At 45.2% G+C, this 25,212-nt stretch carries 26 protein-coding genes; 7 read left to right on the forward strand and 19 right to left on the reverse strand.

Annotation, left to right across the window (positions count from 1 at the left end):
- Positions 1-5: 5 nt before the first annotated feature.
- The gene (locus tag JNUCC31_RS33760) at positions 6-131 is read right to left on the reverse strand and encodes a hypothetical protein (protein ID WP_267132500.1); all 126 of its coding nucleotides are present in this window, start codon (positions 129-131) and stop codon (positions 6-8) included.
- A 98-nt stretch (positions 132-229) separates the two neighbouring features.
- On the opposite strand from JNUCC31_RS33760, the gene JNUCC31_RS06445 reads away from it, so the two are divergent.
- Entirely contained in the window at positions 230-592 is a 363-nt protein-coding gene (locus tag JNUCC31_RS06445) for an iron-sulfur cluster biosynthesis family protein (RefSeq protein WP_192272815.1), read from the forward strand.
- 282 nt (positions 593-874) lie between these two features.
- Here JNUCC31_RS06445 and JNUCC31_RS06450 read toward each other — a convergent pair whose 3' ends face one another.
- Both JNUCC31_RS06450 and JNUCC31_RS06455 read right to left on the reverse strand, forming a co-directional pair.
- A complete protein-coding gene (locus JNUCC31_RS06450; protein WP_192269719.1) occupies positions 875-1,348 on the reverse strand; it encodes a hypothetical protein in 474 nt (157 codons plus the stop codon).
- 261 nt (positions 1,349-1,609) lie between these two features.
- Positions 1,610-3,667, reverse strand: coding sequence for a methyl-accepting chemotaxis protein (locus tag JNUCC31_RS06455; protein ID WP_192269721.1), 2,058 nt, complete (start codon positions 3,665-3,667; stop codon positions 1,610-1,612).
- A 254-nt stretch (positions 3,668-3,921) separates the two neighbouring features.
- On the opposite strand from JNUCC31_RS06455, the gene JNUCC31_RS06460 reads away from it, so the two are divergent.
- The 4 genes from JNUCC31_RS06460 to JNUCC31_RS06475 all read left to right on the forward strand — a co-directional run bounded on the left by JNUCC31_RS06460 (position 3,922) and on the right by JNUCC31_RS06475 (position 7,852).
- Positions 3,922-4,938, forward strand: a complete 1,017-nt coding sequence (locus JNUCC31_RS06460) for a hypothetical protein (protein WP_192269723.1) — start codon at positions 3,922-3,924, stop codon at positions 4,936-4,938.
- A 93-nt stretch (positions 4,939-5,031) separates the two neighbouring features.
- A complete protein-coding gene (locus tag JNUCC31_RS06465) occupies positions 5,032-5,526 on the forward strand; it encodes a phosphotransferase family protein (protein ID WP_228469546.1) in 495 nt (164 codons plus the stop codon).
- Positions 5,527-5,785: 259 nt separating this feature from the next.
- On the forward strand, positions 5,786-6,706 hold the full coding sequence (locus tag JNUCC31_RS06470; protein ID WP_192269728.1) for an alpha/beta hydrolase family protein: 921 nt from the start codon (positions 5,786-5,788) through the stop codon (positions 6,704-6,706).
- A 198-nt stretch (positions 6,707-6,904) separates the two neighbouring features.
- Entirely contained in the window at positions 6,905-7,852 is a 948-nt protein-coding gene (locus JNUCC31_RS06475) for an alpha/beta hydrolase family protein (RefSeq protein ID WP_228469547.1), read from the forward strand.
- Positions 7,853-8,154: 302 nt separating this feature from the next.
- Here JNUCC31_RS06475 and JNUCC31_RS06480 read toward each other — a convergent pair whose 3' ends face one another.
- From JNUCC31_RS06480 to JNUCC31_RS06510, 7 genes are all read right to left on the reverse strand, one after another.
- Entirely contained in the window at positions 8,155-8,769 is a 615-nt protein-coding gene (locus tag JNUCC31_RS06480; protein ID WP_192269731.1) for a TetR/AcrR family transcriptional regulator, read from the reverse strand.
- A 293-nt stretch (positions 8,770-9,062) separates the two neighbouring features.
- Positions 9,063-9,941, reverse strand: coding sequence for an amidohydrolase family protein (locus JNUCC31_RS06485; RefSeq protein WP_192269734.1), 879 nt, complete (start codon positions 9,939-9,941; stop codon positions 9,063-9,065).
- A complete protein-coding gene (locus tag JNUCC31_RS06490; RefSeq protein WP_192269737.1) occupies positions 9,928-13,101 on the reverse strand; it encodes a GNAT family N-acetyltransferase in 3,174 nt (1,057 codons plus the stop codon). The genes JNUCC31_RS06485 and JNUCC31_RS06490 overlap by 14 nt, the downstream gene beginning before the upstream one ends.
- 304 nt (positions 13,102-13,405) lie before the next feature.
- Positions 13,406-13,741, reverse strand: coding sequence for a type II toxin-antitoxin system PemK/MazF family toxin (locus JNUCC31_RS06495; RefSeq protein WP_192269740.1), 336 nt, complete (start codon positions 13,739-13,741; stop codon positions 13,406-13,408).
- Positions 13,738-14,040 carry an AbrB/MazE/SpoVT family DNA-binding domain-containing protein gene (locus JNUCC31_RS06500; RefSeq protein WP_228469548.1) on the reverse strand — a complete coding sequence of 101 codons (303 nt, stop codon included), beginning with the start codon at positions 14,038-14,040 and terminating at the stop codon, positions 13,738-13,740. The genes JNUCC31_RS06495 and JNUCC31_RS06500 overlap by 4 nt, the downstream gene beginning before the upstream one ends.
- A 418-nt stretch (positions 14,041-14,458) precedes the next feature.
- A complete protein-coding gene (gene rarD, locus JNUCC31_RS06505; RefSeq protein WP_192269743.1) occupies positions 14,459-15,337 on the reverse strand; it encodes an EamA family transporter RarD in 879 nt (292 codons plus the stop codon).
- A 128-nt stretch (positions 15,338-15,465) separates the two neighbouring features.
- The gene (locus tag JNUCC31_RS06510; protein ID WP_192269746.1) at positions 15,466-15,909 is read right to left on the reverse strand and encodes a GNAT family N-acetyltransferase; all 444 of its coding nucleotides are present in this window, start codon (positions 15,907-15,909) and stop codon (positions 15,466-15,468) included.
- A gap of 194 nt (positions 15,910-16,103) precedes the next feature.
- Between JNUCC31_RS06510 and JNUCC31_RS06515 the strand changes: the two genes are divergently transcribed.
- Complete coding sequence (locus JNUCC31_RS06515; protein WP_192269749.1) at positions 16,104-16,484, forward strand: stalk domain-containing protein; 381 nt, start codon at positions 16,104-16,106, stop codon at positions 16,482-16,484.
- Here the strand turns inward: JNUCC31_RS06515 and JNUCC31_RS06520 are convergent.
- The 9 genes from JNUCC31_RS06520 to JNUCC31_RS06560 all read right to left on the reverse strand — a co-directional run bounded on the left by JNUCC31_RS06520 (position 16,442) and on the right by JNUCC31_RS06560 (position 23,633).
- Positions 16,442-16,915: a DinB family protein gene (locus tag JNUCC31_RS06520; RefSeq protein ID WP_192269752.1), complete on the reverse strand. Its 474-nt coding sequence runs from the start codon at positions 16,913-16,915 to the stop codon at positions 16,442-16,444. The genes JNUCC31_RS06515 and JNUCC31_RS06520 overlap by 43 nt on opposite strands.
- 164 nt (positions 16,916-17,079) lie before the next feature.
- A complete protein-coding gene (locus JNUCC31_RS06525) occupies positions 17,080-17,565 on the reverse strand; it encodes a MarR family transcriptional regulator (protein WP_192269755.1) in 486 nt (161 codons plus the stop codon).
- A 420-nt stretch (positions 17,566-17,985) separates the two neighbouring features.
- Positions 17,986-19,485, reverse strand: coding sequence for a monooxygenase (locus JNUCC31_RS06530; protein ID WP_192269758.1), 1,500 nt, complete (start codon positions 19,483-19,485; stop codon positions 17,986-17,988).
- An 18-nt stretch (positions 19,486-19,503) separates the two neighbouring features.
- The gene (locus JNUCC31_RS06535) at positions 19,504-19,908 is read right to left on the reverse strand and encodes a RidA family protein (RefSeq protein WP_192269761.1); all 405 of its coding nucleotides are present in this window, start codon (positions 19,906-19,908) and stop codon (positions 19,504-19,506) included.
- Between the two features lie 704 nt (positions 19,909-20,612).
- Complete coding sequence (locus JNUCC31_RS06540) at positions 20,613-21,281, reverse strand: Type 1 glutamine amidotransferase-like domain-containing protein (protein WP_192269764.1); 669 nt, start codon at positions 21,279-21,281, stop codon at positions 20,613-20,615.
- A 453-nt stretch (positions 21,282-21,734) separates the two neighbouring features.
- On the reverse strand, positions 21,735-22,346 hold the full coding sequence (locus JNUCC31_RS06545) for a DedA family protein (protein ID WP_192269766.1): 612 nt from the start codon (positions 22,344-22,346) through the stop codon (positions 21,735-21,737).
- 22 nt (positions 22,347-22,368) lie between these two features.
- Positions 22,369-23,013, reverse strand: a complete 645-nt coding sequence (locus tag JNUCC31_RS06550; protein WP_192269768.1) for a hypothetical protein — start codon at positions 23,011-23,013, stop codon at positions 22,369-22,371.
- Between the two features lie 18 nt (positions 23,014-23,031).
- The gene (locus JNUCC31_RS06555) at positions 23,032-23,346 is read right to left on the reverse strand and encodes a PadR family transcriptional regulator (protein ID WP_192269770.1); all 315 of its coding nucleotides are present in this window, start codon (positions 23,344-23,346) and stop codon (positions 23,032-23,034) included.
- A gap of 80 nt (positions 23,347-23,426) precedes the next feature.
- Entirely contained in the window at positions 23,427-23,633 is a 207-nt protein-coding gene (locus JNUCC31_RS06560; RefSeq protein WP_192269772.1) for a hypothetical protein, read from the reverse strand.
- A gap of 165 nt (positions 23,634-23,798) precedes the next feature.
- Between JNUCC31_RS06560 and JNUCC31_RS06565 the strand changes: the two genes are divergently transcribed.
- On the forward strand, positions 23,799-25,037 hold the full coding sequence (locus JNUCC31_RS06565) for an RNA polymerase sigma factor (protein ID WP_192269774.1): 1,239 nt from the start codon (positions 23,799-23,801) through the stop codon (positions 25,035-25,037).
- The last annotated feature ends 175 nt before the right edge of the window (positions 25,038-25,212 follow it).

The following is a 25,212-nucleotide window of genomic DNA, read 5'->3' on the forward strand; positions in this document are numbered from 1 at the left end:
GCTTATCATACCAGATAAGGAATTGCGATGAAATGGGTTTCACTACGAGGCTCCATCACAACGTCTCCTTCGATGGCATTCAGGTCATGGAACCATTCGATCGGATGATCCATTAACGTTATAATTTTCATCGGATTGGGCCTGCTTTCACCTTCTATTTTACACCATTGTTCCATATATTAGATTGTAAGCGAATTCACGAGGTGATTAGAGGAGTGTGAACGACGTTATGAACATTCAGGTCAGTCCGCTGGCAGAATCAAGACTTAACGCGATGCTGGGAGATCGGCCGGGCTATTTCAAGCTGTTTTATGACACCGATGGATGCGGATGTGATGGTACTGCTGTGCTCCTGATTGTTAACGAGCCGGACAGTGATGACATTCGGATTGAATCCGATTCGCTTCCTTTTCTCATCAACAAACAGCAACAGATTTATTTCGAGCCTTGCCTTCGCCTGCAATCGGAGAACAGTTTCCCTTCCTACCGACTGAGCAGTGATTCCATGATTTACGGTAGCAATGTCAAGGCACATGATCTTCGCGACACGGCAGACATGGCCCCGCAGCCGCTCAGTTGGTTCGTACGATAACCTCACTGATCTTGAAACTACAAATAGGACAAAAGCCGGCACCCATAAGGGTTGGCCGGCTTTTGTTATAAATTTCTCATCCTAAAAATCTGTCATGGAATCGATATTTGCCCCGCCCAATCCAAGGCATACGTAGCAGAATCGTAAGCCAAGACACCTATGGTGTAGTTACCCGCTGCAGTTGGCTTAAAACTGATCGTTTCCTGAAAAAGAACTCCCTCATACGACTCTCAGAGAAAAATATAGACTTCACCTGCTCTATGTATACATAATCCAACATACTTAATAGATGGACACCGTGTCCGATGGGAGTGAAATGGTAGAGACTTCATCCCATGTACTCACTTCCTCTATTTCGGTGATCGTCAATTTGGCAAAAAAACTGTATCCTCCAAATCCCTCCTTGTCCGTGACAGCATCCTTGAACGCAGAGAATTTCGTTTTCAAAAAGTTTTGTTTGGATATGTTCAGATCATATCTAAGCATAATACTCACTTCGATCTTTTCTTCAGTTTTATTCAGTTTATATTCGTCTATGAGCGTTTGAAGGGGTTCAAGAATCACTATCTCTTTCACTGTTCTATCTCCATCTACTTTTTGTTTCTCACTTTCCATCTTGGCTGAAGGACATATTTTTTTTACTTTCACTGCTTTGACCACAGGTGCCTTCAATTGAGCTTCTTTTGCTAAAGCTACTGAAGGAATAAATAAGAGACATGCGATTAAGGAAATGCATACTTTTCTTCGTATTTGCATCAAGTTACCACCTTCTTACTCCAAATTTACATTACTTTCCTATTCAGACGTGGATAAGACAGTAAATGTTTCGTTGTTAACCTCCTTTTTTTACATAATGAATTTATCCAATTGATGTCATCAGGCATTTTTTATAAAAATAAAAACCTCCTTACCCTTAACTAAACAGGGCTTGGAGGTTAAGTTCTATGCTGGTTCGAATTGAACCAGGAACGTTACCGTTTTAACATCCCATGTGCTACATGTCGTCATGATCTTGTTTTATTTTATCTTGAACCGGGACGCTTCTTCCGCAAGCTGTTTGGTCAACCCATCGATGGTCTGTACCATCTCTGACAGATGCTCGGTCATGCCTGACTGTTCCTCCATCGTCGCGGTCACTTCCTCCACGGATGCGGACACTTCTTCACCCGAAGCAGACAAGTTCTGTGCAGCTCCAATAACGTCATCCTTATCGCGTTCAATGGATTCAATCTCGGAGGCAATGGCCTGAACCTGATCCATCATCTCATTCATATTTTGGGTGACAAAATTGAACGTTTCCTTGGTGTGGCCTACACTGCTCTTATGTTGTTCAGCAATCGCCTCAATGGCGTGTACACTCCGGTTATTCTGCTCGACATGATCAATCGTCTGCATCACAATCCGGCTGATATCCTCCGATTGAGCTGTGGTCTGTTCCGCCAGTTTGCGGATCTCCGATGCAACGACGGCGAAGCCACGTCCATGCTCGCCTGCCCTAGCGGCTTCAATGGAGGCATTAAGTGCAAGCAGTTTCGTCTGATTCGCAATCTCGGTTATCGTACCTGTGATTTGGTGAATGCCAGAGGAACTTTCGGCCAGCTGTACTGTGATTTTGGAAATGTTGGCTACTTCGGCCTCGTTCTGTTCGTTCACCGCAATCAGTGCATCAATGACCTCATGATTGCTCTTGAATGCATCCGTAATCTCATCTGCCTTGAGCTTCACCAACTGTGACATTTCATTGACGTTCTCAATTTTATTGCCCACGTTCATGAATTTATCCACGATAGCTTCCGTATCATTGGCCTGAGACTCCATGGCTCGTGAAATTTCAAACGCCGTTGTCGTTGTTTCGGCAATGGAAGTTGAGGTCTGCTGAGTGGAATGATCCAGTTCGGTTGTACTTGTTTTCAGTACGCTGATGGAATGATTCATACTGGAAATCAGCTGTTGGTTGCCCGTCGCCATCGTGTTAAAGCTGTCCACCAGCTGTTTGAATTCTCCGCTATATTTACCCTTGGCCTGCACGGTCAGATCCCCGTCTGCAAGTTGTTTGAATAATGCAGTCAGTCTCGTAATTGGTCTAGTAACCCATAGTGAGATCAGTATACCTGCGATGACAGATACCGCAATCGCGCTGAACAGGACAATATACATTTTATTGGCCATAGCAACCAAGGGTTTCCGTACATCACTTAACTTATCTTCAACAATGATGGTCCAATCCGATCTTGGAATTTTGGAATAAAAGACGACTTTGTCCTCTGTGCTAACATCGCCTTGTTGCAACTTCTCGTTAGAAGGCAGATCAATCAGTGACTGATATTCTCCAGACTCCAGCTTCTGCCCCGCCATCTTCTCATCCGCCGAATTGAACATCACTGTACCCACACGGTCCAGAATAATGACTTTTCCCTCTTCATTAATCTCGATATTCTGCAGCTGATTGACAAAGAACGAGGTTGATGCGGTGGATACAAGCACGCCCTCTACTTGCTTGTTCTCATCGTAGATCGGCATCGCAAAAGCTGTACCCAGCGTACCCAGTGATTTGGAGATAACCCCTTCACTAATTACATTCTGGCCTTGAATTGCCTGTTGAAAATACGCACGATCTGCACGTTCACCCCCGAGGGCCTCAGGATCGTTCGCTGCTACTATGATGCCTTTCTGGTCCAGCAATATGATATTGCTGTTGCCTTCCATCCCTGCGAGGCTCTCTGCCAATATGCCATTGGCTTTATCCACGAGTTCACTATTTTCAGAAAAAAAAGCATCCTCATTCTGTCCTTCGCTATTTCGAATCTCCAGCAAATCCAGAAATGTGCGATGGGTTGTGATCAGGAACGTGGACTGTTCTTCCAACGTTAGTGAGGTGAATAGGCCCGCACCAATCCGGTCGGAGGTTGCTTTAATCTCATCCTTGCTTTTGTCGAGGGTAATGACTGCTGCTACGCTGTAAGATAATACCGCTGTTACCGCCAATACGATGGTTACCAGTAAACTGATCATTAGCGGCAATTTAACTCTGAACGACATATTGATTATGCGTTCTCTCGCCTTCGCGATTAACAATAAATCCACCTTCCATTTCTACGATGTTAGTGTCCAATTTTGTATGGGTTAACTTTATATCGGTAGATATCGATCAATTGTTCAGCAGAAAAAACGTTTGCCCTGAAAAATGTTTTTTTTAACTCATATTCATCTATTTAAAAATAGAACTATAGGTAACTATTAATATTTTTTCTTTACTCAATTTGTAAAATAAAGGTATAATTTTCTTGGATTAATCTATCGTTTCTTTTAGTGAAAAGGGTGAAAAGTTAATGAAAAGAAAGGTTTTATCCTACCCATTTATTGCAATCGTAATGACTTTACTTCTCTTCATTGCGGGGTGCAGTTCAGGAGAAGAAACACATGAATATCTTTCAATTACAAACACGGAATATGTTAATGGAACAGATACCGATGATGGGATGATCATGCGAGCATACACATACGATATCCAAACGAAGGCTCTAGCTAAACTAGCTGATTTGCCTTATAACTCTCAATATCCCTTAACTGTAGCTTCCTTAGCAAATGACACCATCTATTATTCAGGAGCAGGAAAAGATAAGGGTGACGAGTTGTTTTCCTATGATATTCAGACACAAACGATTCAACAATTAAGCTCAGGCTTATTTGCAATTAATTCAATTATTCCGGATACCGTTGATCATAGATTGGTTATGGCAGCTGTTAAAAAAGGGGAACGTCCCGTCAAAGTCATTTTCTTTGATAAGAACACGCAAGAAATGAACATCTTGAATGACGAGGATTCGGATACAACTACATGGGATATTTCGTTTAACCCTGAAACGAGCAAAACCTATGCCATCCAATATTCCGAAGAAGAGCAATATATTCATATGGAGCAGTCCAATAAGGCGCAAACACCGATGGTTCCTCCAAACCATAGCATTATTGAGATAGATCCTATTTCCATGGAGACCCGTAAGGTCATTGAACTGGATGAGGAACAAATCTTAACTCTGTCCGCACGTGCAGATCAGATCATGATTGCCACGGCAAAACACATCAACAAGTATCCCATTGAATACAGTATGGTGAATATCAGAACAGGCAAAAGAACGAATATTTCCCTTCCTATAAAGGCTAGCAGCGAATTGTGCTTATCCAAAGATGGACAAGGTTTTTATTTCCTTGGGGAGTATGTAGATGCAAACATCAAACATGAACGGGGAATCTATTACTATAATTTGAAAACACAAGAATTCGAAGAGGTATTTCTTCAAAAAGAGGGATTCCTTAATAATTTTATGCTTCTATCGAATCCATAATCAATCCGTAATTAGGTTCTTACCAAAAACACCATGGGGTCGAAAAAAGAACTACCCTGGATACCTACTGTGGATCGAAATCACATCATCGATATGATGGAAAATCGTTGGAGACCTTCGTGGAACGCTGCCATTGAAAGCCTGGCATTCATTGAAGAATTTGGATTACAGATCATATCGAAAATTGAAGCTATTGCAAGTAGCATCGTAGATGATCTTGAAGTTCTGATGAGGGATGAACATACACATACGATGATCCATAATGATCTGAACCCCGGCAATGTATTGATACATAACAATAAGGATGTCTATTTTATCGATTGGGAGGAAGCAAGGTATGGCTCCGTGTTCTTCGATATTTCTCTGCGATGTAGCCACTTAAGACAAGTAGAGATTTATCGGGAGGCTCTGAGTTCTCACGGATACGATATTCCACATGAGCAGTTCGTAAAGTATTTCTCCCTGGCATCCCGTTATCTGGGCATCCGTTATATGAGCTGGAGCCTTGGTGTCTGGGAACAGCACCCACATGCAAAAGACGACTTAAAAAAATACATGAAGATGGTAACTCAACCTTTGTTCTCCTGACCCCTCCTCATTCCGGGTTAGGCATAAGTTGTATTCATTATTTTCCCTCAGGTAATGTATGGTTTATTTCCCCTATGATACCTCCATTACCTCTTTTGGCATGTCCTTTTTCAATTTTAACAAGTGTTAATTGAAAAAAAACATTGCAAACGGAACGTTGTTCCGTATATAATCGGAACAACGTTCCGCTTATATTCATCTTTAGCATACAAGGCGGCGCTAGTCACAAATTTATGCAAAAAAGGAGACTACTATTATTATGGAAATCAAGGTTAATGTGTCCACTCCAGTCGTCTCGGTGAAACCGGTAGTGCTATCAGCCCCGGGCCGTGATGAGGATTTGCAAGTGAGAGTGTCTGCGCCCGCGATTGGGCGCGAATTGCCTATTATTCTTTTCTCCCACGGCTTTGGCTGGTCATTGGACGGCTACGGTCCGTTGGTCGACTTCTGGGCTTCTCAAGGCTTCGTGGTCATTCAACCCACCCATCTCGACTCAAGGACTCTCAACCTTCCTTCTGAAGATCCCCGTACACCATTGATCTGGCGTTTCCGGGTCGAAGACATGAAGCGCATCCTTGACCAGCTTGATCTCATTGAAGCTTCCGTTCCCGGCCTCAGTGGGCGCCTCGATCGCAGCCGCATCGCTGCAGCCGGACACTCCTTCGGCGGCCAGACGGTAGGCATGCTGCTCGGCGCCCGAGTCATAAATGCCCACGGCGAACCGGGAGAGGACATGTCCGACTCGCGGATCAAGGCGGGTGTGTTGCTTGCCACGACTGGCAAGGGTGGAGCTGACCTTAGTCCGTTCGCGGCTGAGCACTTCCCCTTCATGAACCCGAGCTTCGCAGACATGAGCACGCCGACCCTCGTGGTCGCGGGGGACCATGACCAGTCCCCACTGTCCACTCGGGGGCCGGACTGGTTCACCGACCCATACTTCCTGAGCCCGGGCAGCAAGAGCCTGCTCACCCTCTTCGGGGCAGAGCACTCGCTTGGCGGAATCTCCGGGTACAGCGTCACGGAAACGACGGATGAGAACCCCGAACGAGTCGCCCTGATCCAACGGCTCTCGTGGGCTTATCTTCGCAACGCGCTCGACCTCGACAATTCCAGCTGGCCGGCAGCTCTCGCAGCTCTGGAAGAGAGCGATAGTCCGCTTGGACGTATCGAGTCCAAATAAGGCATTGGTGATCCCATCGATCTGAAAATTATAATAAAGCTTAATTACACATCATTTAACAATACATTGACGATCAGATTATAGATCAGAATGAATAGTTCAAGCCGGGATCATATTCATTTCGGAATGCTTAGGAGTATGCCTCGAAGTATGTGAAAGCCACATTGAACACCAAATAAATGTAAAAAAGGAGATACCATGAGTATGGAAATCAAAATCAGCACGCCTGCTCCAGTCCTTTCGTTCAGTCCGGTAGTACTTTCAGTTCCCGGCCGTGCTGTAGACCTGGAAATGCGGGTCACCGCACCGGCGACCGGAAGCGAACTTCCGATCATCCTTCTCTCGCATGGGCACGGTCCATCCAATCATCTCTCCTCACTGAACGGATATGCTCCACTCGCGAGCTTCTGGGCAGCACATGGATTCGTCGTAATCCAGCCGACCCATCTGAGTTCGAGAACGCTGAACCTCGGTTCGGATCATCCCGAGGCGCCGTTATACTGGCGATCCCGGGCTCAGGATATGACACATATCCTTGATCAGCTAGACACAATCGAGTCCACTGTTCCGCAGCTTCTCGGACGCCTCGACCGGGATAGAGTCGCCGCAGCTGGCCACTCCATGGGCGGACATACCGTAAGCCTGCTGCTAGGAGCGCGACTTACCGATCCTCATGACGGAACAGAAGTGAACTTGGCCGATCCGCGGATCAAGGCTGGCGTACTACTTGCGGCGCCCGGCAGAGGCGGCGATGCACTCAGTGAATTCACGATCAAGAATTATTCCTTCTTCTCTACTACCGATTTCTCTGAAATGGAAACACCCGCGCTCGTTGTTGCCGGGGACAAGGACTACTCCCGTCATCTGACGGTTATGGGCGCGGATTGGCACACTGATCCGTATTTCCTTTCCCCCGGCCCCAAATCCCTGCTCACTCTGTTCGGCGCAGAGCACGGACTCGGTGGAGTGTCCGGCTACGATGTCGCCGAGACGACGGATGAGAATCTTGAACGGGTAGCTGCGGTTCAGAAACTCACCTGGGCTTATCTCCGTACTGAACTCTATCCGGAAGATTCCGCATGGGATTCTGCATGTATGGCTTTGGCAGGGAGCGACAACCCACTGGGTCGTATCGAAACCAAATAAGGAAACTGACTGATTGATGGATCGTATCAACTTGGCAGCGGCGATATCATCATGATCAACATATTCCTCCGATAAAAGAAAAAGGAACCATCTGCATGGCTCCCCTGTACAATCGTATATATCTTGTTATGGCAGCAGGAACCTGACCCGTTCCTGCTGCCGTTTTTTATTTTGTGCAATCCGTACAAGGACCACAAGCCTGGAAAGAAAGCTCGATTCATCGGAAGATTCGCAAGCTTTATTTTTACTGGGCAGATGGCTGGATAGCATTGAAATCTTAAATATCAGCAGCAGTCACTCGCTTACAGAGTCGCACGATAACGCAGTCCATCTACAAGCAGAGCAACCATCTGCCGAGCCTGCATGGCATTGCCCTTATGTCCCGCCGCAGAGAGACTCGCTACTGCTCGCAGCAATTCATCCGGTTCAACATCAGCACGCACCTCACCAGCAGCAGCAGCAGTATCAAGCAAGGTTCGCAGCGCAGGATTCAGCCGCTTATCAAAGTAAGCAGGCAGGGTCTCATATGCCGGGTTGCCCGAATGCAGAGCCGCCGCGAGTCCACGCTTGGCCGCTATGAAGTCCACGTATCGCTGCATCCATCGCGCCAAGGCCTCACCGGGTTCATACTGGGCAGACAGCTTCTCCGCCGCATCTGCACAGGCATCGACCTCCTGCCGGAATACGGCTTCGATCAAATCCGAGCGCTGTGGAAAATGACGATACAGGGTGCCAACACCTACACCTGCCTTCTCCGCAATCTCCCGCACCGGAGCATCCACTCCCGAGGTCGCGAACACCGTCATTGCGGACTGAAGCAAAGCATTGATGTTGCGCTGTGCGTCGGCGCGCACAGGTCGATCCGTGTGGTCGCGAGGGTCCAAGCCTTCACTGGGGTTTTCCGTTTTGTCATTCATCCATTAGTTCCCCCCATCAATTTAATCCTCAATTTATATTCACAGAATTCATCCATTACCGATTACCCCGAATTATACTATTAACACCCATATGACTCAACCATATGTCCGATTATAAACCTTTGTGAAAGGAGATTGGCTTCAATCCTATTTCTCGAAAATACGAAAAAGACATCCATCATAAAAAAGCTCCTGCCAGCACAAAATGGCAGAAGCAACTTGATAGATGATTCAGAGCGAACATCGCATCCAGAGTATTGATATGCTTATCGATCATTTTTTGGATCTTTTCCTTAACCCAGCTCCGCGATCCGCTTCCCAATGCGTGGAAATAACCCAAAGGCATTCTCGTAGAATACCTTTTCATGATGCTGCTCCGGCACAAGTCGGCGGACGAATTCTGCATACAGATCAATTGGCGCAAGCGGCCAGTCGGTTCCGAACAGCATTTTCTCATAATGATCCGAATATACCAAGGCTCGACGGAAATGATCCATGAACAAGGGTTCGTTCATAAACCGTTCAAAATGGGGCCGATCCCCGACAACGAGACCGGATAAATCTGCGTAAACGTTAGGATTCTTCGCCACTACTTCAGCGGCATCCATCACCCAGGGATCACCCAGATGACAGATCATAAAGTTCACGCCGCGCTGTTGAAACGCTAATTCGTCCACGGTCAGCGGATGTGCGTACTTGAGCAATCCGTTCATGGAGTACGTATCCCCTGTATGAATGACCACCGGCACGTTATACTTGGCTGCCAGCTCATAGACCGGCGTGTAGATTTTATCATACACATAGTGGTGATAGTATCCAGCATAAAGTTTGATCCCAGCTACCTCAGGCGCTTGCAGTCGTGCTTCAATCCGGTCCAGCTCATCCTGAGCATGTTCACCACCAAGGTGGTTTGGATTAATGCCGACGCATTCCATGAGAAAGGACGGAACCGTCGCTTCCAAATCGAGTCCCATCGGATTGGGTGAGCTCGAATCCGGGAATGCTCCCTTCGTCTGCTCCGTAACCCCCATTCCGATGCCAAGAATAACGTCGTTCTTATCAAACTCCTCTTTAAGGCCAGCGGCAGAGTAATCCACTTTCGATAAATCGATCGCCGTTCGATGAAAGCTGTCGATGTCTGACAGATGAATATGAATATCAATGATCGGCATGTGAGGCCTCCTTTTCGTCGGTAGAAGTTGCAAAGGTTAGCTTCAGAAGGTCACGGACATCCTCTGGACTCAGGGGAATTTGTCCCAAGATCAGATAGGTCGGCTTCATCCAGACCGTATCCCCATTCGGAATAGGCAGATGCTGGTGCACGCTGTGACCAAGTACCTGGTTGTTCGCAAATGCTGAAGCGTTCTGGTTTGGATATCCATCTACTGCATGCAGCATGTTCTTACGCGAAACCGCCCCAACACGCAAGAGCCCCTTCAATTGAAGACCCGCGTCCACCTTCCCCAGAGGGAACCGTCCTAGCTCGGGGTGTTCGAGCCAACCATCAGCAAAGACAGACGAAGGCTTGAAGAAATGATCTTCCGTTAGCGAGTAATCCGTCAGTGCCAAGCCGCTTTCGTTGGTCACCGAATGCAATTCACAGAGTACAGGTACGCCGGGCAGCATGAGGTAATGCTGGTGTACCGTAATTCCCCGATTCGCTTCATGCTTCTCGATGCGGGTTGTGATCTGAATCCCTTTCCAGATGTTACCATGATTATCCTTTTGCTCCGTCCAAGCCGCGCTTCTCTGCTCCAGCTGGCGGCTGAAACCGTTCATACCGGGGATACCCACACCAAGTCCACCGTACCATGGATTCCACCAGGAACGGGGTGCTGCTTCCGGGTACGAACTGTCCAGCCATTCCTCGCCCTGATGCTTCAAGGAATGCACGACACTTCCGAAGCCAGGTGCAGCTGCCATGGAGAGAACTCCATTGCTCACCGTGTAAACGGGTCCTGCCGGACCTTCTTCAATTACCCGATCAACGTTTGCTCCTGTCTGCGGATACCAGAGGGCGTTCCGTTCCTGAACACGATCCTCACCTCGATAGACAGCCCGAACCTTCCAGCCGAATTCTCCTTCTTCTGTCTCAAGCTTTTCCTCAGCAGGGGAGAATTCCAACTGAGCAGAGCGCAGGTCATCCTCTCGGTGTAATTCCATATCAGCCGCTAAGTGCTCAGGTTCGCCACCATTCTGCACGTACAGTTCCAGATTTCCGGCGAGCGGAACCATTTTTCGTTCGATCAATTCCGCTGTGAGTACGTCTGAAACAAACGGATTGCCGCCACTAAGTGCCAGTTCAAGATGGTTGTCCAGCGTCGGTACAAATGCACTCCGCTGTTTTCGGGCGAAAGATCGGAAATCCTGCCACTTGGCAAAGGTGTTCAAGGCAAATACGGTCGCCTTCGTCCGAACAACGGCTCCTGCCGGAATTCGGCCAAGCTCATGCTCCAACCCCAGCGTGTATTCTGGACGTATCAGCTTCAGCGAAGGGTCCCAGTAGATACCGCATGCACCGTACGCTTCCTTACAGAACAGCCAGTTCTCCGTGATTTGGCTGCTATCCCAATGGCCCGGATCACCAGCGTAAGCGTCGCCCATGTCCACATATCGACCTTGGTACGGAAGAATGAGTCGATTACCGTAGAACCCGAAGCTGGTCATTAGAAACATGTTCTCTTCCAGCTCTGCGCTGCGAGTATTTTCAATTTCGTGGTGGAATTCTGCGATCCCATTTGCAGACAGCTTGACCACGGACTTGATCTGCAAACCAAGGAAGTCTTCCGATTCGTAGAGTGCTTCGAGAACCTGATGTTCCCCTTCGGGATAGATGTTCACTTCTTTGGCTTGTTTCTTGGAAAGCTCTTCTGCAAATGGCTTACCCAGCTTCGGATAGGTCCACCAAAACGTGTGCTGTGAACCAGGGTATTCAATCCACATGTTGTTATCTTGCTTACTCATATGGAGGGAGAATGCGCCGTTCACGGCCACCCACTGTTCCCCGTTCTCCCCACCATAACGGCCCTCCGTTCCTTTCATGAGAACAGACAGCTTGGTTGTGAAAGAGACCGCCCGCCTGCCTGCCGGAACAGCCGTCACCTCTACTTCTCGCGAATATAGACCATACGACTGTAAGGTAAAGGACACCGGCACAGATGCTTTTCCTTTTGCAGGAACCGTGAAGCGTACCGAGCGTTCTGCCCACTCCAGGAATTCATCCTCAGGCAGGTCAAAAGCGAACTCCGCTTCGGATTCAAAATTATTTTCCACGTTCAGGTACAGTTCGGCCGGGATACCTGTATAGAGCTCCTTCACGGGCAACGCCGCATTGATCTTGGCCGGAAATTTCGGGGCGACGCCCACACGGAACTCGGCTTTCCTGCCACCGATCAGCCATGTGCTGGTGACAACGGGATGGGTCTTATTCTGGCTCTGCTCCTCTGTAACCGGATCAAGGTGGAACTCGCCCTCCACAATTACCGTTTCTCCCGGAGCAATCACTCGCGCAGCGTCCAGCGCAAATCGAATATTTTTGTTATTCTGGCCCTTGATCTCGACCGCCAACTCGGATGCTGAGCGGTTCTTGATTCGATAGCGAACCTTGTATGCGGAACCAAATACGAGATCATGATCGTCAATCTCTGTGGAAATTTCGTAATCCGGTGTTTCGAGAGCCGTCAGACCGCGACCCGACTTTTCGAATTCAGCTCGCAGGGAGATATCTCCCTTGCTCCAGGTATATTCAAAGAAATCGAAACCTCTCTCCCGTCGGCCATCCGGCTCGATGACGAGTTCACGCGTGCTATCTGCGTACCAATCCAGCTCCTCAAAATAAGGAGCGAGTGCTTCGGTCTGCAAGATCGTCGGGATGAAGTTCATGAGGTGCACGTTATCATCTTTTTTCTCCCAGAAGAACCCGCATTTCTTGTACATCGGCACAGCCTTCGTATTGCCCGCCCATGTGTACAAATCCAGGCGGGGCCACCCCGCTTCCACGGTCTTGCGGACGGCGTTCAGGATCAGATTACGTCCTACTTTATAACCATGATAATCGGGGCGAACATTCAATAGGGGTACATATAAGGCACCCTCGTCAAAGCGGTAGTGGGCGAAACTGCAGAAACCAACAACCTCATTCTCATGAACAGCGAGAAATACATGAAGATTGGATGAACTCTCCATCTCTCGGCGAACGGTATCCTCTGTTCTCTGGTTGGTGCCGCCTCCCCAACTTTCATTGCTGCGATTCCACATATCAGCGAGCGCAGCAGCGTAGGAGGGATCGTATTCAATAATGCGGATTTGATCGATAATCGAAGTAACGGTCATATTTGGATCTCCTTATCTTTATGTATAGGATGGTCTTCGTGATCATTCGATATGGCCTTTGCCCGATCGCCGCTGAGATAAATCAGGCCATGTTTGAAGAAGCTAGCGATAGTCTTATCATACTATATCTGGAAAGAATTTCAGAGGATTAAAAATCTTTCTTTCAACAAAAACACCTCATGCATACCCTTATTTGAAGGGTCAAGGATGGAAGGGGCTAATAAGGTATGAAAGCAAAAAATCCACGTCTCTGAATTAGACGTGGATTTAGGTATATGATCATGATCAAGCTACTAATCTACAATTATGCCAAAATAGAACGGACATTGCGTAGAACTGATTTCATAAATTCAGAGGTTGGTTCGGCATGCCCCGCAATTTGAATACGTCGTTGCCGCACATCAAGACTCTTCAACTGATCCGTCAAAACAAAACCTGAAAATGGCAGGTCTTCTGGTAGTGTAACTTCAAAAGGATAATCCTTGGCTTGGCTCGTTATGGGACATACAACGGCAAAACCTGTTACTTCATTGAATTCATGTTCCGATAGAACAATAGCTGGTCGTCTCCCGGCTTGCTCATGACCCGCTTGAGGATCAAAGTCAAGCCATATCAGATCGCCTCGCTTGGGAATAATCAAAGTAACTCGTTCCCTTCCGTGCCAAAGTCTATTTCTTCATGTCTTGTATCTTGTTTCACTTTAGAGAGCAAAGTCTTTAGATGGTTACGTAGTTCCTCATTGGACTCTACAGGCTTGGTTTTTGGACGCAACAACAATTCATTATCTGCTGTCACCAAAATCTCAATTTCCGAGCCTTCCTCCAGATTAAGACGTTTAAGCAATTGGTTAGGAATGCGAATTGCACTGCTATTTCCCCATTTGCTCAGTGTGGCTGTAGTCATGGCAACCCCACGCCTTTCGTTTGATTGTTGCTCCAATTATACCTCACCTCACCATAATTGTATATCCATATGATATACATAAAACAATAAAAGGATACATTGTATTCAACCGTAACATAATGATTGTACAGCCTATGATTACGAATAGATATACCATTGGTATGAAGCAAAATGAGCATAAAAACCCCTCGTTTGGTCGAAACGAGGGGTCCCAAATCATCCTCAACAATAAAAAAACAGCGGCATGCCTTAGACTGGAAAATAAAGTCCACACTGCCCCTGTTTTATGGAGCTATCGTTCCAAGGTAGCTTACCCTGTATAATGTGAATTCAATATAGAGTTAGTCACAGTCAATGTAAGGTGCTCAGGTACACCAGATAACACTACAAACGAAAAACGGCTGTTTCCGCCCGATTGGAAACAGCCGTTATGATGATCCGGGGGCCTGTGCCATCAGCTCGCCTTCGCAAGTTTCGTGCCGCGAATCGATGCTGTAGCGTATACGACCAGGGCTGTCCAGATGAGCGCAAAGCCGACGAGCAGAACCGGAGAGACCGATTCCTTGAATACGAATATGCTCAGTAACAGCATGATCGTCGGCCCGATGTATTGAACGAAGCCGAGCGTGGACAGCGACATCCGGGCGGCTGCCCGCGCAAAAAAGAGCAGCGGCAGCGCCGTGACTACGCCGGAAAGAAGCAGTTCGATGAACGTCGGTGCAGGCAGCGTCCATGCCGTCGTTTTCCCCACGACGGCCAAATAGATCCAGTAACCGAGCGCGACGGGCAGGACTACAGCCGTCTCCGAAAATAAGCCTATAGAAGCGTCTTGCTTGATCTTCTTTTTCGCCAGGCCGTACAAGCCAAATGACGCGGCCAGAGAGATCGCGACCCACGGAAAGCGTCCATAGTCAATCGCAATGATAAGCACCGCTGCACCAGCGATGGCAATCGCGAGCCATTGGCCGCGGTTCGGCTTCTCATGAAGGAAAACGACCGCTAACAGCACGTTCAACAACGGGTTCAAATAATAGCCGAGACTTGTCTCCACGACATGTCCGTTGTTAACTGCCCAGATGAAAATGAGCCAATTGGCAGCAATCAGCAGTCCGCTCGCGGCGAGCGACAACAGAAGCGAACGGCTAGTCGCAATCTTCTTTATATCACCCCAGCGGCGCTGGGCAGCGACGAGAATGCCCATGAAAACGAATGACCAGACAACCCGATGCGACAGAATCTCGCCTGCCGGCACTTCGCTAAACAACTTCCAATAAAGCGGGAGAACTCCCCACATAATATACGCGATAATAGCATTGATCAACCCGTTGTTCATAATCATTTTTCCCCTCTTCTTACTCTGGTGTCTGAACGGATTATACGTCTCGATCTCCTCTCAAGTAAAGGAAAAATAGTTTCTAAACTATTATATATTCATAATTAGTTTGATTTAATTATTACTTACTAGTCCAGGCTAATACTCTTATCAAAGCAGTATGAATCCTTGTCATAACCATTATGCTCATAAAAAGCATGAGCGTCTGTTCGCTTGAATCCGCTGCATAAAATAATGCTTGATATTCCGATTTCTTTAGCATAATTTTCAGTATGTCTTAATAGTTTTGTACCTACCCCACGATGCTGAAATTCCTTTTTAACGGCAAGAGCTTGGATATGTAAATAACCAATCGAAACCCCTATGGATAATGCCTGAACTATAGTTACAAAGCCAACCACATCGTTTTCGAATAATGCAACAAATGTTTTGTAATTCCCGGCATCATTCATTTTTTTTGTTGTAACTCGAAAGTTTTCATCATTGACATTGCGAATCTCAAGCACATCGTTCCATAGAAAAACAACATCAGTATAATCATTCGCTACAATTTCTCGTATCTTAATTTCCATGCCTAACCCCCCTTATTAGAAATATTCGTTAAAGGATTCGACAATGGATAAAGCTATCCTGCCCGTTAATTGAACGGATAATTTTTGTAACGAAAAAAAGTAATACCATCGTTCATAATGGATTTTAAAGGAAACCTTTTCCCGTCTTGTAACGTTTATGTGACGTGAATAACAATACTTAAGGAGGAATCAAGATGAAACGATTAGTTTCTCTATTGTTGATGTTAAGTTTAGTTGTGGGTATAGGATCCGTTGCATCTGCTTTGGATCAATCCTTATTGGATCTACCTTTTAAGGAACGTGCGGCGAACGTGTATAATCCTTCACTAAAAAAGGTCTTGTTAGATATCTCAAAGGACAACAAGTTAACTACAACCCAACATAACTCCATTTATGTTCCTGTGAAGGATGTTTTTAAACAATCTGGAGCAACGTTTAATTGGGACGGAAAGAAAAAAATTACTACGGTTAAAAATCAAGGCCAAGAACTGATTCTTAATTTCTCTGGCAAAGAAATCACATCGGGTAAAAATCAAGTTGTTCTCCCTCGAGAGAGCCTCGCGAACGTGATGTAATCGACTTGGACAGGCTCCGCCGATTCGATCCGAAGTGCCCGGTTGATCTGCCCCCGGTGATATTGCCCATGCAAGAGGACCTGCAGCAGGATGTCCCGGACGGATGTTCGGAACGGAACCCCGCTCTGATTCGCATAGTCGATCATTTCGTCCAACTCAGATTCCTCAAGCTCTGCGATATAGACGCGATATTGCTCGGCGTTATCTTCGAACATCGTCCGGATCGCCGTCAGGTCTTCCGTTTCCTCCCACAACGAATATTGCGCACTGCCCTTGCCCTGCAATCGGGACAGCCAGACTCGTTCCGCGACCGCAACATGCCGGACCAGCTTCAGAAGGTCCTTGTTCTTCGTCCCACTCTCTTCGAGCGCGTCCAAGATACGTCCGTCTGCCCAGTACAGGTGGTCCATCATACATTTGATCGTCTTCATTTCGATTTCCCCCTCTTCGCTTCATCGCTTATTTGAACTTACTGTCTCCCGTTAGTTTCATCAATGAAAAGAGAACTTCACCCGATAAAATAAAAAACAATGCTACTAGCTTAGCAGCTCTACATGGTGCAAATTTATATTGGATGGTTCAGAGCATTCATCCTTTAATAGTCCCACTCCGTTAAATCCTGGATGAACTTACTCGCAAAAACAAGTTCATCCGCAGTATACTTATCCAAAAAATTCATGAACCGCTCTTCAATTTCCTGATGGATTCGATGATGGATAACATAAATTTTTCGGCCTTTCGAAGTCAAACTATAATAGACTTCTTTTTTATTGTCATTAATCTGCTGTCTTTTGATTAACGCCAGTTTTAGAAGTTTTTTGCTAATTCTTGTGATGGAGCCTTTGGTTAATCCGGTTTTTTCTGAAATGGAGGTGACATTAATCGGTGAGAAATCTCCGATACATGCGATGAGGTGAATCTCCGACAAGGTCAAATTCCCTTTTTCGCCAAATTCCTTTTCAAATTTATGTATTTCCTCACTCATTCGGACGGATAACTTGCTTTCCCTTATGTCCTGTTGACTCATAAGATGGATAAAGCTTTTAAAAATCCATTGTTTAGAAAGATCCATTGGCTGCATTTTCTTTGGTCTCCTCTATTCGCGTATCTTTCCTCATTATACATGATTGTTTCGCAAAAAAATATTTGAGGCGCTTATATTTTGGACCTCGTGGACCAAAATTTCCCGGAAATAGTCATAAGAGCCCCAATAACTGCGCATCCCTATATTTTCTCCCAATAAAGCAGGTATCGCCATCGTCGAAAGTGGAACGAGATTGAAAAATAATGAGGTTTTATTGGCCCCAATTCGAGATATGCCTTGAAAAATCACGGCCATCCAAGCTGTTAAGATTACAACGGGTTCTGCTTCCACCGTTGTAAGTACAACACACCAAAGAAAGAAATTATGCTCCCTCCCCATAAGAAAACCCGGAAAGCGATGAATCCGAGGCTTCCGGGCATATTATTGTTTTTATCGAAACAATAATATTAAAAAAAGTTACTCTTTGCTGATACTCTTAATACCTTCCACAATGCATTGTTCCAATTCACTTTCTTGATCGGAAATTGCCCATGCAATATATCCATCCGGACGAATCATTGCTGTGTGCACATTGTTCCAGTCAAGAGCTGGTTCCGCCAACGTCGCGCTAACAAATGTGAAATGCTGATTCGGCAGACGACGAATGATGCTTTCCACGAGATGATCATTAACGAGATTCACCAATACATATTTGCCTTCCCGGAAAAGTTCGTAACTGCTGAAGATATCGCCGTTTTCCTTGCGCAGTTTGATCTCTGCAAGCCTGCGACCATTTAACGGATGTGCAGAAACGGTATCTAGCACTTTATAGCCAACATCCACGGCTGCAATTTGACTCGCTAAGCGGTAGTTTGCTTCAGGGATTTCCAATAAGTTGGATATCAATCTCCGCAGATCGATCGTAGTCGATGAAAAATCGGTACCAAATAGCTGCGTTTGTACACGTGTATTCCTAAGCAATGCTGAATTGACGGGAAAACGCTCTTCATGGTAACTATCGAGCAACCCTTCTGGTGCCCATCCTTTCAGTTCCGCAGCCAATTTCCACCCGAGATTCATGACCTCTTGCAGTCCCACATTCATACCTTGACCTCCGGCAGGGAAATGAATATGAGCAGCATCCCCTGCAAGGAATATTCTTCCCTCCCTGTAGCGGTCAGCTTGTCGGGTAGCATTGCCAAAGCGAGTCATCCAGTACGGATCTGAAATCCCATAGTCGTCCCCTAACATGCGGAGCATTCCCGAGCGTAGTTCCTCCAGTGTGACCGGTGTATCCTTAGGAATGGATTTTCGATCCGGATCGATAAAAACTACACGATGCAACTCTTTAGACACAGGAACGATCATGATCATTCCGTTCTCGTCAAAACTGGAAACGACACTCGTTACAGGCGGGCGTTTAAGCACAACATCGCCTTGGACCGAGGTAAGTGTTGCATCTGTTCCATTAAAGGGAATGTTCGCCTGTTTACGTACAATGCTTCCGGCTCCGTCTGCACCAACCACATATGCTGCTGTTAATGTCATTTCGCCTTCAGTTCCAGTGGCTATCACTTCTACATATTCTGAATTTGGTGAGATGGACGATACTTCCGTTCCTCGCCGTATTTCTGCACCTAGCTCTCTGGCTCTGCGCTCCAGTACCTTTTCGGTTTCGGATTGGGCAATAAACAATGAATAATTGGATGAAGAGTCGATGACCGTAAAGTCCAACCGAGTTTCCAAGCCTGCAAAATGCCCGGTCGGCAACGGTTTCCCGATCTTCAACAATTCCGTTTTTAAACCGCGCAAGTCCAGAATTTCTAATGTACGAGGATGGATGCTAAGTGCTCTAGAGTATGGGGTGGTATCTTCTAATTTCTCCAAAACACAAACCTTGACGTCCGCCAAAGCGAGTTCCCCTGCCAACATCATGCCGACAGGTCCCCCGCCGATGATAATCACACCATAATTCATTTTTATATTTCTCCTCTCTTAGTTGGAAATCGATGCAATTGCATCCACTTCAATTAACCACTCCTCAAAGGCAAGCGCCTGAACACCTATAAAGGTACTAGCCGTTTTGGGCCATCCGTCCCCGAATACTTCAAATCCGGCTTTAAAGATCGAATCAACCAACTCAGGCTTATGGTTTACGACATAAATCCTCATTTGAACAATACTTTTCGCTTCGGTATCGATTGCCTCCAAGGCTAATTTCAGATTGCCAAAGACTTGCTTGGCCTGGAGTAGATAGTCACCCTTTCCGATCAGCTCGCCTTTTTCGTTTAACGCAACTTGTCCGGAAATAAAAGCTAACGGAGAAGCGGGTGTAATGATGATTTGTGAAATGAGATTCGTCACTGTTTGTGTGAGGGTGCTCGGATTTATTATTTTCATGATCTTCCTCCTCTTTATTGTTTTTCACAAAACAAAAAGTGTATATTGTTTTGTTAAAAACAAATTTATGGTATCATCAATATTAAATAAAAACAATGTATATTTATATTTTGTTTTGATAAAAACAAAAATGAAAGCCTTATGAAGTAGTCTTTTCGCTTTGACTTGCGTTCGAAGCCCCTCGACATGAGATAGGAACTAGAAACAAATAAGCCGCTGGAAAGCGACTTGGAAGGGATTAATTTATTAATGGGAATTGAACCATCATTATAACGATAAGAGAAGCGATAAAGCTTAGTATTGCAATGAGAATATGAAGACAGCTGAATGAGATTTTTTCCAGGACATTTCTTTGTTTCTTTTGAATGAAGCACGAGTAAATGAACACAGTTAGCACAAGGGGCAAATATTGATGAAGATTTGGTCCATCGTACCTCGGCAATATTTTACTAATATATTCATTGGTAGTTTCATTAGCAATCATCAATGCATATATAACACCGATTATCGCTGACATAAAAAATTGAAATGCTATCTGAATTATTCTATTCTTCAAAAGGAATGGACCCAGTTTTCGGTGTAGGTCATTGATCATTATCTACTTGTTGCCCTCCTCATTTTTTTGAATAGCGCTCCTATATTTTAGCCTTGATTTTAAACATCAAAAGGAATTAATTCTGTTAGGTCACAGCCACTCACCCTAATTAGAGTGTCTCAACCAATTTCTGAATCTTAGAGTGGGAAATTAAATATACAGGACCCATTATTTCTATTTTGCCGTCCTTTACACGTATAGCGCTCTCCTGTTCTGCCGCATAAACATCGATCTCTTCAGACAAGGGAAATAGGTAGCCTTGAACAAACGTGGCGTAGTCTCGTTTAGAATGAGATTCATAGGCAAAATGGTTTAAGCCAATACCATCATAAATAGTACTTGTTTCAACTTCATTGCCAGTCTCTATCAAGCTTAACCATTTGGCAGCCATGTTTAACGCGCCAGCGCTGGCACCCATTATAATGGCATTGCTGTTCTTGATAACATCCGATAATTCATATTCCGCCAAAAAATCGTTCTGCAAAACAGGATATCCACCGCATAAAAAAATGACAGAAGCGTTTTGAATGAATCGCTGGGCATCTTCCTTCTGCATACGGTAATCAATGAAATGATATTCATCAAAAATAATGTTAGCATGATTAAACCATGTCCTTTCAGAAACATCATCAGAATTAATTTGCTCACCTGTATAACCAGACGGATCAGCGCTAATCATAACAAGCGATTTTCTGTCTTGTATATCCTCATGCAACAATTTGACCAGCTTCTCTGGAAAAAAATCATTAAACCAACTGAAATAGTAGTGAGTCTTCAAATTTAATTACCTCCATATGTACTATTTACATTCATCCATTCTTAACGATAACACATATTATACACGCTAGAAAGATGAACGGTTTCATAAGACAGTCCACTCTATGAAAAAATCAGCCAAATAAAAGAAAAGGCGGTGCCAGGGAGGTCATCCATTGCACCGCCCTTTCTCGCTTTTGGTCTATTACCGCCTTCTTGAGCAGATTGTAGGCGAGCGATAGCCACCCGACCTCAAGGCTCACTTTTCGCAGGCCTCGAAGCAGAAAACGTCTGAATCCCCGATTGTTTTTTTATGTCTTTTGTGCTGCTCTCATAGCGAAACCATTGCTTGCGTCCAGCCGCACATGTCCATGTATCTTCTTCCTCGTTGTATTCCCAGTTGTCCAGTTTGCTCATACCTTGCTTTCACTGGCTTTATATTTTGATTGGTGCAGCGTTTGAAGTATGTTGGATCCTAGCTTTTGAGAACCCGCTTGCGCAAAAATAATATACCAATCACGGCTGCTCCCAGTGCCAGAAGGACATATACGGCATTGGAATACAAGTCCATGTAACCCACGATCTTCTCCCAGGAACCTCCGACTGCCGAACCCAAATATACGAGAGCCGTATTCCAGATCAGTGAACCAATCGTTGTCAGGACAAGGAAAGGCAGAAAACTCATCCCGGTGCTTCCGGCAGGAACGGAGATGAGGCTGCGAATCAAAGGTACAAGACGACCCAGAAAAACGGCCCATGATCCATGCCGATCGAACCAGTCATATGACTTCCGGATATCTTCGGGTTTCAAACGCAGAAATTTCCCATATCTCAAGATGAGTGTTTCCAGCCTGTTTACAGATAACATTTTCCCGACCCCATAGAGGCAGATTGCTCCTGCGACCGAGCCGGCGGTTGCGGCAGCGATGACTCCGAATATGCTCAAACCCGATTTGGTAGTCATGAACCCGCCAAAGGTAAGAATGACTTCCGAAGGAATGGGGGGAAACAGATTTTCCAATGCGATGAGCAGAAAAACGCCCAGGTAACCATACGCGTCCATAATTTCGGTTATCCAATGTTCCATATTGGCACACCCCTTAGCTTTTTCAAGAAAAATACTCCTTCACTTTCTGGTAAAGGAATTTATCGAACATTTTATATAGAACAAACAGCGCGATGAAGCATACGCCATAAACGGCCAATACAACCTGCATAATATACAGGAACAATATTTCTTGGGTAGTCATCTGATCAATGATGGTTAACAAGCATGCCGCGGCGAACGCAAACAAAGCGTAACCCATCAAATAATGATGCCCGTGGATTTCGAAAGGCCGCGTATGTTTGGACATCGACAGAAATTCTTTGACTTTAAACTGGTTAATGGCCTCTTTGGCAGCCTCCTCTTTCGGCCTTCCTTGCCGCTCCAGATCCGCTGCGAAATCTTCCAGATAATTCTGGAGTTCCAGTTTATCCTCTTTATTTAAAGCAAGCTGGGCAACGTAAGTATGGATATCATTTTGCCTGCGGTATAGGCTATTCATCTGAATATGTCTCACATAGTTCGTCAAACTCCACACCAATGCCAACGTGAAAGAGACATAATAAGATAACGCCAACCAAAATTGGTCCTCAGGATTAAAATGCTCGTCGTAAAAGAACGTAATGCTGCAGATCGCGATCGAGAGCAGCAATATCCACCCGAACCTTATTTCTCCCAAACTGAATGCTTTCCGTAAAAAATTCTTCATTATACTCACCTCCCGGGTTCAAATGAACCGATTCACGATCTCGGTTGTAGTCTTCCAGTCCTTAATGAACTTGGCAAACAATCGCTTGCCATCTTCGGTGACCGAATAATATTTGCGCCGGCCTCCATGACTTTGATCCCCCCAATATGCTGAAATCGCTCCTTGCTTTTCCAGACGCTTCAAAGAAAGATACAGCGTGGCTTCCTGGATTTCGAATGCCCCCTCCGTTTGTTCTTTAACGGCCTTGGAGATTTCGTAACCGTAATTGTCCTGCCTGACCAATACAGACAAAATGAGGAGATCGATCGTTCCTTTGAGCATTTCCGCATTCATGGCATTCCCTCCAGATCAATTACTCAATATTATTGAGTACATAACGATATTAAGATATATTACTTAATAATGCAAGGTACTCACAGACATTCTTTCTTTATGATTTCCAAAATACAATCCAGGGGCCGATGTAATCCTTCTGCTAACCCTACGAGTACTGTTAAAAAAGTTAAGCTCAACCTCAATATATTAGATGACTGAAGTTGTTTGTTCTGAAGTTGTTTGTTCTGAACTTGCTTTTCCAGAAAGCCAATACGTTTTTTAAGCTCCTGAATCTCTTTCTCCATTGGTAATCCTCACTTAATACCACATAGCTGAATTGCCTTTACGCTTTGCTTTTTCGGGGTTTAAAAAAAGAGGAGCGGCGTCGTGTAAAATTATTTTAAAATGATGTGGCTTTTTACCTCCCTTCGGTGTCTAATGAATTGTAAGTTCAGGAGGAGGTACTACTGGTGTCACGAGCTCAAGACAAAAAGAAAATCCCTGTTCTTCCGGAGGAGCAGGAGCACATCCAACATTTCGAAGCCATTTACAATCAATATCGAGATAGAATTCGAAATTATATTGCAGTAAAGACAAATTCGGCAACTGCCGATGACTTAACGCAACAAGCTTTTTTAAGAGCAATGGAAAACTTTCACTTGTTTAAGTGCAACTCCAGTATATTTACTTGGCTATTCAAAATCGCGCAAAATATTGTGAAAAACGAGTATCGTAGGAGATCACGAAATAAAGAAATGGTGCACGAAGTAATCGATTTTCAGACCCAATCGATATCCCTCGATATTGCCAGAGATGTCGATATCCGTCTTGATATCAGTGCTGCATTAGCCCGATTGAATGAATTAGATCAGCAAATCATATCATTGCGTTTTTTCGTCGATTGCACTTTATTGGAAATATCCAAAATCATCGGGATGCCTGAAAGTGCAGTCAAGAACAGACTCTATCGTGCCTTAAACAAACTAAAAAAAGAATTAAAAGAATGGGGTGACATTACAATCATGTCTATTAAAGAATTGATATCAATTGTGGATAAAAGCGAGGCTCCCTCCAAGAATGATGGTATGAACAAGGTATACCATGACTTATTTGAAGAGTTGAAAAGCAATGTAGATCGAATTATTACAACCTATCGTCATCGACCTTCTCAGAAAATCGCTATTGAGATCTATCCGGATCTGCCCACTTTTCATCAAGCAATAAACGAGCCGGATGCGCCCAATTGGTATATGGGAACCTATGAAGACAATAAAATTAAAATCGTATCCCCACTCAACCCAGGCCCTGAACATACGTATCAATCGGTACTACGGCACACTATAAGCTTGTTTACGATGTGGTTAGTGAAGGATATTAATCCGTTGGCACCGAAATGGCTTACACACGGTCTCGGCGGGCATGAAGCCAAACAAATGTCACAAGAATATATCCAGTATAGCACCTCCGAATCGATTCAAAATAACGCTGTCCCTAGCTTTCAAGCATTAACTAATGATACCTGGGATTTCGAGAAGATAGGGGGATATGGATTCTCGCACTTGCTCATAGAATATCTCATCCATTCATACAGTTTAGATGCGCTCAACAAATTCATACGCGATGCCACTGATTTTCAAGGCGCATTTCAAGTATCGGAAGCTGAGCTGCACGGGATGTGGGTGCAATATTTAAAATCTAGGCTATGTTAAATTTTGATACTAGTATTTGACCATAACAAAACCACCTTCGAAAAGGTGGTTTTGTTATGGTCTCCCATAGCTCAACAGTACACTATACATTGTTCTATCTAGTACAGCCTTATAGCCTCAATCATTAAATTATCCTGCCCGTTAGCTTAATAAAAAGAGCAGGATACCGAAGTAC

It is taken from the genome of Paenibacillus sp. JNUCC-31, assembly GCF_014844075.1.
In the GTDB taxonomy this organism is placed as follows: domain Bacteria; phylum Bacillota; class Bacilli; order Paenibacillales; family Paenibacillaceae; genus Paenibacillus.

Excerpts from the sequence above, each read along its gene's own strand:
- JNUCC31_RS06485 (WP_192269734.1), bottom strand. The coding sequence starts at position 9,941 with ATGCCGATCATTGATATTCATATTCATCTGTCAGACATCGACAGCTTT.
- JNUCC31_RS33760 (WP_267132500.1), bottom strand. The coding sequence starts at position 131 with ATGAAAATTATAACGTTAATGGATCATCCGATCGAATGGTTCCATGAC.
- JNUCC31_RS06535 (WP_192269761.1), bottom strand. The coding sequence starts at position 19,908 with ATGAAAATAATAAATCCGAGCACCCTCACACAAACAGTGACGAATCTC.
- JNUCC31_RS06545 (WP_192269766.1), bottom strand. The coding sequence starts at position 22,346 with ATGGAACATTGGATAACCGAAATTATGGACGCGTATGGTTACCTGGGC.
- JNUCC31_RS06490 (WP_192269737.1), bottom strand. The coding sequence starts at position 13,101 with ATGACCGTTACTTCGATTATCGATCAAATCCGCATTATTGAATACGAT.
- JNUCC31_RS06510 (WP_192269746.1), bottom strand. The coding sequence starts at position 15,909 with ATGGAAATTAAGATACGAGAAATTGTAGCGAATGATTATACTGATGTT.
- rarD (WP_192269743.1), bottom strand. The coding sequence starts at position 15,337 with ATGAACAACGGGTTGATCAATGCTATTATCGCGTATATTATGTGGGGA.
- JNUCC31_RS06460 (WP_192269723.1), top strand. The coding sequence starts at position 3,922 with ATGAAAAGAAAGGTTTTATCCTACCCATTTATTGCAATCGTAATGACT.
- JNUCC31_RS06450 (WP_192269719.1), bottom strand. The coding sequence starts at position 1,348 with ATGCAAATACGAAGAAAAGTATGCATTTCCTTAATCGCATGTCTCTTA.
- JNUCC31_RS06530 (WP_192269758.1), bottom strand. The coding sequence starts at position 19,485 with ATGAATTATGGTGTGATTATCATCGGCGGGGGACCTGTCGGCATGATG.
- JNUCC31_RS06550 (WP_192269768.1), bottom strand. The coding sequence starts at position 23,013 with ATGAAGAATTTTTTACGGAAAGCATTCAGTTTGGGAGAAATAAGGTTC.
- JNUCC31_RS06520 (WP_192269752.1), bottom strand. The coding sequence starts at position 16,915 with ATGAAGACGATCAAATGTATGATGGACCACCTGTACTGGGCAGACGGA.
- JNUCC31_RS06560 (WP_192269772.1), bottom strand. The coding sequence starts at position 23,633 with ATGGAGAAAGAGATTCAGGAGCTTAAAAAACGTATTGGCTTTCTGGAA.
- JNUCC31_RS06480 (WP_192269731.1), bottom strand. The coding sequence starts at position 8,769 with ATGAATGACAAAACGGAAAACCCCAGTGAAGGCTTGGACCCTCGCGAC.
- JNUCC31_RS06475 (WP_228469547.1), top strand. The coding sequence starts at position 6,905 with ATGAGTATGGAAATCAAAATCAGCACGCCTGCTCCAGTCCTTTCGTTC.
- JNUCC31_RS06470 (WP_192269728.1), top strand. The coding sequence starts at position 5,786 with ATGGAAATCAAGGTTAATGTGTCCACTCCAGTCGTCTCGGTGAAACCG.
- JNUCC31_RS06465 (WP_228469546.1), top strand. The coding sequence starts at position 5,032 with ATGATGGAAAATCGTTGGAGACCTTCGTGGAACGCTGCCATTGAAAGC.
- JNUCC31_RS06555 (WP_192269770.1), bottom strand. The coding sequence starts at position 23,346 with ATGAATGCGGAAATGCTCAAAGGAACGATCGATCTCCTCATTTTGTCT.
- JNUCC31_RS06525 (WP_192269755.1), bottom strand. The coding sequence starts at position 17,565 with ATGCAGCCAATGGATCTTTCTAAACAATGGATTTTTAAAAGCTTTATC.
- JNUCC31_RS06515 (WP_192269749.1), top strand. The coding sequence starts at position 16,104 with ATGAAACGATTAGTTTCTCTATTGTTGATGTTAAGTTTAGTTGTGGGT.
- JNUCC31_RS06445 (WP_192272815.1), top strand. The coding sequence starts at position 230 with ATGAACATTCAGGTCAGTCCGCTGGCAGAATCAAGACTTAACGCGATG.